11 protein-coding genes are annotated in these 12,701 nt (G+C 64.6%); 9 read left to right on the top strand and 2 right to left on the bottom strand.

The genetic code is table 11. From position 1 onward, the window contains the following. Positions 1–87: 87 nt before the first annotated feature. Together PWP93_RS02975 and PWP93_RS02970 are read right to left on the bottom strand one after the other, a co-directional pair. Entirely contained in the window at positions 88–1,059 is a 972-nt protein-coding gene (locus PWP93_RS02975; RefSeq protein ID WP_421024410.1) for a thymidylate synthase, read from the bottom strand. A gap of 610 nt (positions 1,060–1,669) precedes the next feature. Beyond that, positions 1,670–3,061, bottom strand: a complete 1,392-nt coding sequence (locus PWP93_RS02970) for a sigma 54-interacting transcriptional regulator (protein WP_421043407.1) — start codon at positions 3,059–3,061, stop codon at positions 1,670–1,672. Between the two features lie 577 nt (positions 3,062–3,638). On the opposite strand from PWP93_RS02970, the gene PWP93_RS02965 reads away from it, so the two are divergent. The 9 genes from PWP93_RS02965 (at position 3,639) to PWP93_RS02925 (ending at position 12,624) form a co-directional block, all read left to right on the top strand. Beyond that, complete coding sequence (locus PWP93_RS02965) at positions 3,639–4,166, top strand: hypothetical protein (protein ID WP_421043406.1); 528 nt, start codon at positions 3,639–3,641, stop codon at positions 4,164–4,166. 129 nt (positions 4,167–4,295) lie between these two features. Then, on the top strand, positions 4,296–4,805 hold the full coding sequence (locus tag PWP93_RS02960; RefSeq protein ID WP_421043405.1) for a hypothetical protein: 510 nt from the start codon (positions 4,296–4,298) through the stop codon (positions 4,803–4,805). Continuing rightward, positions 4,802–5,431 (top strand): hypothetical protein, encoded by a 630-nt coding sequence (locus PWP93_RS02955; protein ID WP_421043404.1) that lies wholly within the window; start codon positions 4,802–4,804, stop codon positions 5,429–5,431. Before PWP93_RS02960 ends, PWP93_RS02955 begins: the two co-directional genes overlap by 4 nt. 25 nt (positions 5,432–5,456) lie before the next feature. Further along, positions 5,457–7,040: a cell wall anchor protein gene (locus PWP93_RS02950; protein ID WP_421043403.1), complete on the top strand. Its 1,584-nt coding sequence runs from the start codon at positions 5,457–5,459 to the stop codon at positions 7,038–7,040. 116 nt (positions 7,041–7,156) lie between these two features. Beyond that, a complete protein-coding gene (locus PWP93_RS02945) occupies positions 7,157–7,876 on the top strand; it encodes a C39 family peptidase (protein ID WP_421043402.1) in 720 nt (239 codons plus the stop codon). Between the two features lie 14 nt (positions 7,877–7,890). Next, a complete protein-coding gene (locus tag PWP93_RS02940) occupies positions 7,891–8,733 on the top strand; it encodes a peptidase C39 (protein ID WP_421043401.1) in 843 nt (280 codons plus the stop codon). 191 nt (positions 8,734–8,924) lie between these two features. Next, complete coding sequence (locus tag PWP93_RS02935) at positions 8,925–10,424, top strand: hypothetical protein (protein WP_421043400.1); 1,500 nt, start codon at positions 8,925–8,927, stop codon at positions 10,422–10,424. Between the two features lie 83 nt (positions 10,425–10,507). After that, a complete protein-coding gene (locus PWP93_RS02930) occupies positions 10,508–12,037 on the top strand; it encodes a sigma 54-interacting transcriptional regulator (protein WP_421044992.1) in 1,530 nt (509 codons plus the stop codon). A gap of 83 nt (positions 12,038–12,120) precedes the next feature. Next, complete coding sequence (locus tag PWP93_RS02925) at positions 12,121–12,624, top strand: dihydrofolate reductase (protein ID WP_421043399.1); 504 nt, start codon at positions 12,121–12,123, stop codon at positions 12,622–12,624. The last annotated feature ends 77 nt before the right edge of the window (positions 12,625–12,701 follow it).

Raw genomic sequence — 12,701 nt, 5'->3', positions numbered from 1 at the left:
GCGCGCACCATTCAACGCAAAAGCCCGCGAACGTCACCGTTCGCGGGCTTTGTTTATGGTGCGGCGCGATGGCACTACAGCGGCACGCTACACCGCCATCGGCGCGGTAAGCGGATCGTGGTGCCGGTAGCCGGCCAGCGAGAAGTCCGACGGCTCGACTTTTTCGAGCCACTCGGGCTCGTAGAGGCCGGTTTTTGCGTACTCGGGCACGCGTGCGGCGATCTCGAGGCGCGGGCTCTCATAGGGCTCGCGGCGCAACTGCTCGTTGAGCATGCCGAGCTGATTTTCATAGATGTGCGCGTCGCCGATGAAGTACGTGAACCAGCGCGGCGTGTAGCCGGTCAGGCGGCCGACGAGATGCAGCAGCACCGCGCCTTCGGTCAGATTGAACGGCGTGCCGAGCCCGACGTCGTTGCTGCGGATGTACAGACACAGCGAGATCTCGCGCTTCGCGACGTTCGGCAGGAATTGGTAGAGCAGATGGCACGCGGGTAGCGCGATCTCGTCGAGCACCGCCGGGTTCCAGCCATGAAACAGAATCCGGCGATCGGCGGGATTGTTCATGATCGTGTCGAGACACTGGCGCAGTTGGTCGACCGCCTTGTAGAGCAGCACCTTCGGGCGGCCGTCCTCGCTGAATTCGCTCACGCGCGCAAAGCCGCGGGACTGCGCGTCGGCAAGCTGCGCGCTCGCGTCGGCGTCGAGCACCTTGTAGGCGGGCCACTGGCGCCACTGCACCCCGTAGACGTCGCCCAGATCGTCGGTGCCGCGGCGATACGGATTGGCCAACCACTGCGCGTTCTCGTTCGCATTGGCGTCCCAGACCTTGCAGCCGAGCGCGCGGAAATCCGCCGCGCTGCGCGAGGCGCGCAAGAAGCCGATCAGCTCGCCCACCGCGGACTTGAACGCCAGCTTTTTCGTCGTGACAGCGGGGAAGCCCTGTTGCAGGTCGAAGCGCAGCATTGCGCCCGGCATGCTGATCGTGCGGATGCCGGTACGGTTTTCCTGCCAGGTGCCGGTGTCGAGGATCGAGCGGACGAGCTCGAGATACTGTTTCATGCGCGCTTCCCTGAGCGGGCGCGCGAGCGCACCCGATGCGGATTCAAAAGCGAGATTCTATAGCAAGCGGGCAAACGGCAGATCGGGCCCAATGGCTCAGCAGCGCAGAACAACCGGGGAACGAGCGGGACGGCGCGCAACGACACCACGGCAGTATTGGCATAACATGTTTATGCAATTCGCATTATTTCTTCAAAGCGGGAAATAAAAAATTAATGCGCCGCACAGAAGACGTTATTGTGGCAAAAGCAAACGGAGAAAAATCGACACGCAGAATAGCGTGACAGCGGTGTGGAAAATTCGTTAGCAAATGATGCATAAACAATCCACCATTTCGTCATCGGCGAACCCGGGCCGCACGAATCAACGCATGCTGGCGCAAGCCACGCGGACAAGGCGGCCCACGCACGCGAGCCGCCTGCCGCACGAACCCGCGCCCCCGCGCGGACCCGTCTTGCACCCCTGCACCCTTCTGAACCGTCCAGCACCCTCATGGCCGTATCCGGCTCTTGGTCGCCTGCTTCGTCAGCGCCTGTCCGGCTGCTTTTTGCGCAGCCGTTTTATGGTCCCCTCAGCGAGGCCTGCTGCAGATCACCACCTTCGGTCACCTTCAAGCCCCGCCCCCCGAAATCAGCCCGCCAGAATGCGGCGCGAGCGGATCGCTCTCCATATGCCGCATGCCGTGCGCGCACAACAGCCGGTACAGCGTCACGCGCGAAATACCCAGTTCCTGCGCGGCGTCGCCAAGACGCCCGCGATGGCGCAGCAACGCGAGTTCGATGGCCTGGCGCTCGGCGGCCTCGCGCGCCTGCGCGAGCGAGACCGGCACCACCTCGACGTAATCGCCGAGTTCCAGGTCACGCGCCGTGATCGCACGCCCTTCCGACATGACGATCGCGCGCCGCACGCGGTTGATGAGCTCGCGCACGTTGCCCGGCCAGCTGTAGTTATGCAGCGCCGCAATCGCATCGGGAGAAAAGCCTCGCAGGCGCCGCCCGCCGTCTTTCTTGAAGCGCTCGAGCATGTGCCGCGCGAGCAGTTCGATGTCCTTGCCGCGCGCGCGCAGCGGCGGCTCGTCGATCTGCAGCACGCACAGGCGATGATACAAATCCTGGCGGAAGCGCCCGTCGACCATCGCCGCGCGCATGTCCACGTGCGTGGCGGAGATGATGCGCACATCCACCGGCATCGACTGATGGCCGCCCAGCCGCTCGATCTTGCCTTCCTGAAGAAAGCGCAACAGGCTCGCCTGGCTTTCCATCGGCAGGTCGCCGATTTCATCGAGAAAAAGCGTGCCGCCGTTGGCAGCTTCCACGCGCCCGGTCTTGCGCTGGCTCGCACCCGTGAATGCGCCGCGCTCGTAGCCGAATAGCTCCGACTGCAGCAGATGCGGCGGAATGGCGCCGCAATTGATGGGCACGAACGGCGCATTGCGCCGGGACGAACGTTCGTGAATGGCAACCGCGGTGAGTTCCTTGCCGGTGCCCGACTCGCCCGAAATGAACACCGGCGCGTCGGTCATCGCGACCTTGCGGATCGAGCGAAAGAGCGCCAGCATGGCCTCGCACGAGCCCACCATTTCGCCTTCCGCGCCACCCGAATGGTCGTTCGAGGCACGCTCGCAAAGCGTGACCATGCCATAGGCATGGCCCACGGAATCGACGATGCGCTCGCCGCTCCACGGCACCGTTACGTAATCGAAACAGTAATCGCGCACGAGACGGCGCAAATTGGCGTCCTGCAACTGACCGGTGGTGGTCGCGGCCACCCAGCCGACGTTAGGCAACGTCAGGCACGGCTCGAAGGCACCGATCTCATGGAGATGGAATTCGCTGGATAGATCGAGCAACCCGCCCGCGGGCGAACCTGCGCGCAGCGCGCGCAGCGCGTCCCGCGCGTTGCCGACGATTTCCACCTGCCAGCCGCGCTCGTGGAACCGCTCGTTCAGCGCTTCATTCGGATTGCGCGTCACGTAAACCAATTGCCGCGTTGCGGATTCCATTATTCAGATCCTCTTGCCAACACATCGTTGCGAAATGACGGCACGCACCTGATGTACAGACACGCCGCAAAAGAAACCATTCGCCAGGCGCAATTAAACGCGGGCGAACATAGGGGCTTTTGCGGACAGTGAATCCCCGAACTGCGGCGTGTGGTCAACTTGGCCCTTACAGGGCCTTTGTTATCTGTATTACTTGTTTTTCTGAAGCTTACTATATGCACCGGGGTGTTGGATAGAAAATATGCGGCGCGAATTGATAAGGGCGCAATGGAAAGGTTTCCATTATGCGGTCGCTGAATTGTAAGAGGAAAATCAATTGCGGATGTTTCCATTCTGTTGCTCCCGCACTGTTTTCCGAGCACCCCGGATCACGTAGAAAAAAAGCCGCGCAAACGTTTTCTTTGAAACTTTCCAGCGAATTTCGGGCGTTTAAACCAGCCCGACGTTTCAGCACTGAAACGTTTTTGCGAAAATCCGCTATTCAAAATCCGTAGAAAATATTCCAACCCGCGACGTATCAACGGATTGCGTGGCATGGCACACGTTTCGCTAAATATCTCGCACCAGGAGATACGCCATGCGACTCATTCCTTCAAACATCAGGCGCAGTGTGGCCGGCCCGTGCGGCGTGCTGGCCGCCGTGCTGATTCCCGCCGTGCTCTTCGCCTTCGCGCCGTCGGCGCGCGCACAAACCGCTGCGGATGTGGCGAAGGCGAATGTGGTCGCGGCGAACTCCAATGTCGTTCCTGCAACAGACGCGGCCATGGTGAGCGCAACGCTCGATATGAGCATGGCCCCTGACTCCTATTACGGCGCCAGTGGCAAGAACTTGAGCGCCGACATGAGTACGCGCACGCTCGCCGCCGATCCCGGCCCCGCTGGGGACGATCCGGCGCTCGCGGGCGTGGGCGCCATCGACGACCAGACGCTCGCGCGCCAGCACGGAGGCGCCGTGGGCATGGTGATGGTCGCCGCCACGCCGCAGCTCATGCGCGGCAATGGCGTGACGCTGTGGGACGAAATCGCCCCGCCCGCTCCGCTGCCGGTTCCGGTGGACGCCGGCCAGGCGGCGCAGGGCAACCTCGCCAGCTACACCCGGAAGTAAATGGACAAGTAACAGGAAAGCACGCGGCAACCAACGCGGTGATCGCCGAGCCGGCCCCGTGCCGTGCACAGCGTGGTTCGGAGCCGGCGTTCAATGCGCGCCGCGCCGAAAACAGTGACGGAGACTGACATGATCGTTCGCTTGAAGATGCCAGGTGTGCGCCGGCCTTCCGCCCGGCTCGCCGCCGTCCTGAGCGCCGCGTTCACGGCGGCGCTGGCGGCAGGCGTCAGCGCACAGCAGGTAACCAATCCCGGCGACATCATCGTCGAGCGCGACATCACCCCGCGCAGCGCCTTCGCCGCCGTGCCGAAGAGCCAGGACCCCGTGCGGGTGCGTGCCACCACCTTCCCGAAGAACACCTTCGACCCGACCATGGCGACGCTCGTGAACGATACCGACCTCACCAACGCGCATGGCAATTCCGGCGTGAACACGAGCGGCGCGCTAGCCGGCGAAGCCGCGGGCGTGCAGGCCATCACCCGCGTTCTCGTGGGCAACCCGGCAGGCTCGAACTCGGCGCTCGGCGCGGGCGGCAGCGCCCAGGCCGTCGGCGGGCTGGGCGGCACGATCTCCTCCACGGTCACCGGTGCCATCGCGCCGATCACGAGCGCACTGGGCGCGATCGGGAGCATGAAATGAGCCGCCGCACACCCGCCCGCAACATTCCGCGAGCATTGGAAGCCGTCGCGCTCGCCGCCTCTTTCGCGGCGCTCGCAACGACCGCGCAAGCCCAGGTCAACGTAGGCGCGACCGCCGTGATCGCGCCGAACGCGGCGACCTCGACCACCGGCGCGCTCGCCGTGAACGAAGCGGCCGGGCTCGACAACGCCCAGGCCAACCAGCTGACCATCACCAGCGGCGGCTCGGTCGCCAATGTGAATCTCGATGAACAAGGCGCCTCGACGCGCGCGCGGCTCGGCAACGCCACCGCGCTGATCGGCTCGGGCGCTTTCTCCAACACGTCCGGCGCCATGATGGTGAATCAGTCGGCGGGCGTGGGCAACATCCAGCGCAACAGTGCGCAGATCGCCACTGGTGTGCTCGGAGTCGCGATGGTATCGGACGGCGAACTGTCCGCCGCCAGCGCGACGAACGGCGGTATGGGCAACCAGACAGGCGAGACACGCGGCATTCGTGAGGTACGCATCGACGGTGCGGCCTTCAGGAATGCAACGGGCCTCGTACAGGTGAACCAGACAGCCGGCGCCGGTAACGTCACGGCAAACAGTTTTGTGCTCCGTCCCCCGGCGGGCACTCTTTTTTAACTGACCACTAGTATCGGAGCGAAACATGAAGCGCACCCTCATCGCAGCAGCAGTACTCGCGACGGCGGCTGGTTCCGCTTTCGCAGGCCCCAAGACCGCTTTCCTGTTCAACGCCACCGGCGTGACCGAATATGTAGGCATCGAAGGCTTTGTCGGACTGTTCGGATGCGTCAGCGTCTCGAGCACGGCCGGCGCGGTCATCAACAACACGCAGAACACCGGCGGCGGCACGCTGCTTCCGCAAGCCCAGAGCTACCAGTTCGGCAATGTGACGACCACCTATAACGACACCAACTGGAGCAAGGTCGGCACGGGTACGAACTCGAGCTACCGCACCTCGTACTTCGCCGAAGGCTCTGCTTCGGAGTCGATGAGCGCGTCGTCGAAGACGCATGACGTGAATGCCTCGACCACGAAGACCTCGTCGAGCAGCTACAGCTACGACAAGAACCGTAGCGCGAGCGTCGACGCGGCCGTCCACGTCAAGACCGACAGCGGCTCCACGAGCAACACGAAGGTCTCCAACACGTTCAGCGATACCGGCAGCGCCAGCGTCAGCGACACCTCCAGCAACGTCGGCACGAACACCTCGTCGAACATGCAGAGCGGCAAGGGCAGCCTGTCGCTGAGCGCCGCGTGGACGCATACGGGCAACAAGAAGAATGGCTCGGCCAGCCTGACGCTGAACGGCTCCGAAAGCACCTCGCACATGCAGACCAGCTCGCATAACAACAGCAACACGGCGAAGGACACGAAAACCTGGTCGGTCAACAACAATCTGAACTCCGACAAGAGCACGAGCACCGCTAAGACCGGCTATGCGGACGCCTCGTTGAACGCGTCGATCACGACCAAGGAAAGCGGCTCCGGCGGCCACAATAGCCAGTCCAAGACCACCTACGCCCATACGTTCAGCGAATCGAGCACCAGTTCGAACTCGCACGCACAGGCTTACGCGAGGGCCACGGAAGAAAGGCATACGTCAGGCTACAGCGTGAACGACACGATGAAGACGATCGACGACACGACGACCGGCTCGGTGACGAACCACATCGATACCCGCAAGGCCGCCACGCTCGACGCCAACACGGGCAACAACGCTGCAACCGGCGTGACGGGCAACCTGGGCGTCAACATCGCCGAAGGCATCAACAACGCGCAAAGCAATGACGTCGCGCTCGCTTCGGTCGATGTGGGCAATGTGTTCGGTAACGCTCAGATTTTCAATAATCAAGCGTCCGCTGGCACAGCCAATGTGAAAAACTTCAACCTCAACGCTTCGGTGGGTGACGGCTCGCTCGCCAGCGTCTCGGGCAATGTCGGTGTGAACGTCGCTTCGGGTATCGGCAACGCGCAGAACAACAGCCTCGCCGGCTCCGTAACGACGGCCAAGAACGCCGGTTCCGCCCAGACCACGGCGATGGTCGCGACCGACAACAACGTGCAGAACGCAGGCATGACGGCAACGGGCCAGTTCCAGGGTACAGCTAGCCTCGGCGCCGGCACGCTCGCCAATGCCAGCGGCAACATCGGCGTGAACATTGCCGGCGGCATCGGCAACCTGCAGCACAACGGCATGGCCATCGCGGCAATGAGCAACGGCCACTAGGCAAGGCCCGAGCATCAATACGCAGTCCTGATATCCAGGTAGTTGCAGGCTGTACCCCGACGCGCCGGCCGCCGTCACACAGCGGCTGGCGCGCAAACCCGATGCAGGAGACCACCATGTCCGGGTCCGTTTCGTCCCCGGCGTCAAAAACATGTGCCGTCGCGCTGGCGCTCGCCGCCACTGCGGCGTGGATGCCTTGCCAGGCGCAGACAAGCATCGACGCGACCCACCTGATCGGCGTGCCGATCAAGTTGCCGGTCCGCTCGATGCGCGAGATTCGCTACAACAGCGTCGTCACGCAGCAATACGACTACAGCTGCGGCGCGGCCGCGCTCGCGACGCTGCTCAAGTACGGCTACGGCATCGACATTCCCGAACCGGAACTGATCCGGCGCATGATGGTGTTCTCCACCCCCGAGGTGGTCGTGAAGAACGGCTTCTCCATGCTCGACATGAAGAAGTTCGTCGAAACGATCGGCCTGCGCGGCCGGGGCTTTCGCGTCAATACCGACGCGCTCTATCACCTGCAGATTCCCGTGCTCGTCCTCATGAACATCGGGGGCTACGAGCACTTCGTGATCGTCAAGCATGCCGAGAACAACCGCATCTTCATTGCGGACCCCGCGCTCGGCAACCGCATCGTCGCCGAGGATGACTTCGCGAAGACGTGGAACGGCCTCGTCTTCGCCGTGCTCGGCAAACCGTTTCGGGAGGATTCTCCGCTGTTGCAGAACAACGAGTCGATCGCCTTGAAGCTGCGCGAGAACGCCCTGCTCAACGGCACGGCGCCGACTCCTTTCTTCGAATACGGCCTCGACAAGGCCCTGATGTTCTGAAGTCCTGAATAGCCATGAAACGCAACCTCTCACAGTGTGGCATCGCGGCAGGTGTCTGCGCGCTCGCCTGCGCTTGTTCGGGCAATGCGTGCGCAGCAGAAAGCCTCGCCGCCACCCAGGCGGCCGTGCCTGCATTTCTTTCAGCGGGCGGCCCCGACGCGCAGCCCGTGCGCTGCGAGCTCGTCGACGACGAGGTGCTCGCGCATCAAACCGGCAAGTACGCCGGCAGCGACATGATTTCCGGCTTCGTGCTCAGCGTGCTGTCGCAATGGCAGTTGCCCAATGGCGCCAGCGCCGTCGCACAAGGCGCGCTCGCCGTCTCGCAGAACACGGCCAACCATCTGAGCGCGAGCGTGCAAACCAGCGCACGCGTCACCGACCCGATGCCGGGCGGCACGAACCCGGGCAATAGCGGTGCCACGCCGAACGCCTCGGCCTCGGGCGGCCAGAACGTGTCGGTCAACGGCGTATCGCAGATCACCCAGGTCGCGGGCAACAACAACGTCGGCTCCAACGCCGCGACCATCGATTACAGCCACGCGCTGCAGATCGCCGGCATGGCGGGCGGCAACCAGACGAGCGCAGCGGCTTCGAACGCGAACGGCACCATCAAGGCCGGCATCGCATTCGGCGGCAACGGCATCAACGTCACGCTGCAAACGCCCGCCGGCATGGCGACGCAGAACATCATGCCCGGCAGCGCGCAGCAGGCGGGCGCCATTGCCCAGTTGCTCCAGGTCGCGGGCAACAACCAGCAAGTCGCAAACCAGTTGCAGCTCAGCTTGCAGACGCAGCAGTTGAGCGCGCAAATGATCCGGCAGGCCGGCGTATTACAGGCTCTACGCAACACCCGCTAAAAAAGCGCCGCCTGATTACAGCAACAAGATGCCGCCGACCGCCATCGACGGCCGCCACAAGGAGACACCGGCAGGAGATCAGCACGCGAACCGCCAGAACGCGTGAAGCAACATCGAGCAAGCGTATCGACGATGCGGACGCAGAACTTCGTGCTCTGTCGTGCATCGACTTTCGATCCGGGGGGAAAAGAATGAGCACGTCGTACCCGACGGCGGCGCCGCGTTTGACGCTGGCCGCCATTCCAGCAGCAGTCCTGCTTTTCGCGCTCGCGCAAACCGCCCACGCGCAGGCGCTGCAAAGCCAGTCTGTCGAAGAACGTCTCAACACGCTGATGCGCGTGGTGGACGAGCAGCAGCGACAAATCCAGTCTCTCGAGCGCCAGGTCACGAACCTCGAAATGGCGCAGCGCGGGCGCGGCATGCCGGGCGCGGGTGCGCCGGCCGCCGGCGACAGCGCGAGCGTCGCCGACCAGCCCGGCGCGGACGGCTTGCCCGTTCCGCTGCCGCCGCTCGCGCAAGCGCTGCCCGGCGCCACCGCCCCAGGCTCCCTCACCGGCACCGCCACCGGTGTGCCGGTGAACCCGCCCTCGCCCGACAGCGGCCCGGTCACGGGCGCCACCGGTTCGTCCGCCGCGAGCGGGCCACAGCAAGGCGCGCCGGTCGGCGTCAATGCGGGGGACAACACGGGCGCGAACCCGACCGTGGGCCAGACGCAAAAGAGCGCCGCGCCCACCCGCACCGAGGCCGAGCAAGCAGTCGTGCAGCGCGAACACGCCCCGCTCTTCGATCACAAGCTCACGCTCGACTGGGGCATCAGCGACACCTATTACGACCGGCGCCAGTTGCAGCTCTCAGGCTTCCTCGCGCTCGATGCGATCTTCCTCGGCAATATCAATCTGGGCCAGACGAAGTCGCACCAGCTCATGGCCGATCTCGACACGCGGTACGGCATCACCGACCGCATGAGCATCGACGTCGACGTCCCGTACATTTACCGCCATAGCAGCTTCATCGTGGGCGGCGCGGGCGGCGCGGCGAACACGCTCTCCGATGCGTCCGTGAGCTCGCACGCGATCGGCGACGTGAACTTCGGGATCTACTACCAGTTCCTGAAGGAGACCAATAGCCTGCCCGACGTGGTCGGCAGCCTGCGCGTGAAGACGGACACCGGAACCTCGCCGTTCGGCATCAAGGTGGTGCAGCTCACGCCCGACAACACCAACCTCGTCGCGCCCAGCAAGCTGCCTACGGGCACCGGCTTCTGGAACGTCACGGCCGGCGTCTCGGTGCTGAAGACCTACGACCCGGTCGTGCTGTTCGGCAGCTTCTCGTACACGTACAACATCGCGCGCTCGTTCTCCGATATCTCGTCGGTCGTCGGGCAAACGCAGCCGGCCGAGGTGAAGCTCGGCGACATCATCCAGTTCGGGGGCGGCGTCGCGCTCGCCTTCTCCGACAAGGACTCGGCCAGCATCTCCTACACGATGGCCATCGAGCCGCAGTCGAAGACCAAGGCGCCCGGCGGCAGCTGGACCGGCGTGCCGGGCAGCGAGACAACGGCGTCGGTGCTCAACTTCGGCCTGAATCACGTGGTCAACAAGCACCTGACGATCAACGGCGTGGTGTCGGTCGGCCTCACGCCGGATGCGCCGAACTTCGTCGTCGGCCTGCGGTTCCCCTACACCTTCTGATGAAGACGAGGCCGATCGTGCGTGATTCTTCCCCTCTGGGCGCTACCGTGACACCTCTAGCCGGGGCCGGCCCGCGGCTACCCATGGCGGGCGCGCCGCCGCATCCGGCCACAGCGAAGGCAACGGCCGACGGCGCGATGGCAACCGGGCAACGCGGACTCGACGCCGCCGCGCGCACGCCCGAATGCACGCCCGGCCCCGATGGTGGGCCGCTTGCCGACATCGACCGCATGCTGCTGTACGTCGCCCGAATGCCGGACGCGCAACTCGGCGCGTATCTGAAGAGCCGCGGCTGGGACGTCGCGACGGCGAGAAGCGCGCCCGAAGCCACGCGGCTCGTGAAAACGGAGCCGACCTGCGCGGGCATCGTCGATCTGACCAGCTTCACCGCGCGTGACCTGGCCGCGCTCGAAGCGGTGCTGCGGCTGCAACAGGTCGGCTGGATCGCCCTCACCGACGCCAAGCGTCTCACCGATCCCGAAGTGCGCCGCCTGATCCGCCACTACTGCTTCGACTACGTGCATCTGCCGGTCGCGCCGGCGACGCTCGACTACCTCGTGAGCCACGCGTTCGGCATGGTCACGCTGTGCGACCTCGACAATGCGCCGGCGTCGGCCGCAAGCGCGGACGAAGACGAAATGGTGGGCACCTGCGAAGCGATGCAGCAGCTCTTTCGCACCATCCGCAAGGTGGCGAACACCGACGCAACGGTATTCATCTCGGGCGAATCGGGCACCGGCAAGGAGCTCACCGCGCTCGCGATCCACGAGCGCTCGGCGCGGCGCAAGGCGCCGTTCGTGCCGATCAATTGCGGCGCGATCCCGCATCATCTTCTGCAATCCGAACTATTTGGCTACGAGCGCGGCGCGTTCACGGGCGCGCATCAGCGCAAGATCGGGCGCGTGGAGGCGGCCAACGGCGGCACGCTCTTTCTCGACGAAATCGGCGACCTGCCGATGGAAAGCCAGGCAAGCCTGCTGCGCTTTCTCCAGGAAGGCAAGATCGAGCGCCTGGGCGGCCATGAGCAGATTCCCGTGGACGTGCGCATCATTTCGGCCACCCACGTCGACCTCGAAGCGGCGATGCGCGACTCGCGCTTCAGGGCCGACCTCTTTCACCGGCTGTGCGTACTGCGCGTGGACGAGCCACCGCTGCGCGCGCGCGGCAAGGACATCGAAATTCTCGCGCACCACGTGCTGCACAAGTTCAAGCAGGACAGCGCCCGCAGGATCCGCGGCTTCACGCCGGATGCCATCGAGGCGATGTACAACTACAACTGGCCCGGCAACGTGCGCGAGCTTATCAACCGCGTGCGGCGCGCGATCGTGATGGCGGAAAGCAAGCTGATCTCGGCCGGAGATCTCGATCTCGATCAGTTCACCGCGCAGCAAACCGTGACGCTCGCCGAGGCGCGCGAGTCTGCGGAAAAGCGCGCGATCGAGGCGGCGCTGCTGCGCCATCGCCATCGCCTGACCGAAGCGGCCTCCGACCTCGGCATCTCGCGCGTGACGCTCTACCGGCTCATGGGCACGCACGGCCTGCGCGACGAGAAAACGATCTTCGACGGCGAGGCGGAGAATCAGCCGGACCGGCCAATCGGGCCTTCGGCATGACGCTACGGGTACGGAGGCGATGAGGCCGTCGGGTAAAATCGGTGCAACTGGCTTTTCCATTCCAACGCACTTCGACTGACTCGATGACGACGCTCACCCTGATCGTCGCTCGCGCCCGCAACGGCGTGATCGGCCGCGACAACGAGCTGCCCTGGCGGCTGCCCGAGGACCTTGCATTCTTCAAGCGCACCACCATGGGCGCGCCCATCGTGATGGGCCGCAAAACGCATGAATCGATTGGCCGCGCGCTGCCCGGCCGCCGCAACATCGTCGTCACGCGCGACGCTGCCAGGCGCTTTCCCGGCTGCGACACGGTCACGAGCCTCGAAGCCGCGCTCGCGCTCGCGGCGCAAGACCAGGCGCCCGAAGCGTTCCTGATCGGCGGCGCGCAACTTTACGCAGAGGGCATCGCGCTCGCGCACAAGCTGATCGTCACGGAGATCGCCACCGACTTCGAAGGCGATGCCACCTTCCCGGCGCCCGATCCCGCACACTGGCGCGAAACGGCGCGCGAGACGCTGCACGCGAATCCGCCCAACGACTTCGATTTCGCGTTCGTCACTTACGAGCGGCGCGACTGGGCGTAGTGTTGAGCGTCGAAAACACGCACGTAAAAGCACAAACGGCACGCCAAGGCGTGCCGTTTGTGCATTGAGCCTGCGGA

Source organism: Paraburkholderia sp. A1RI-2L, from assembly GCF_048957375.1.
GTDB lineage: Bacteria > Pseudomonadota > Gammaproteobacteria > Burkholderiales > Burkholderiaceae > Paraburkholderia.
The sequence above is the reverse complement of the archived record's forward strand: the minus strand, read 5'-3'. Positions and strand labels throughout refer to the sequence as shown.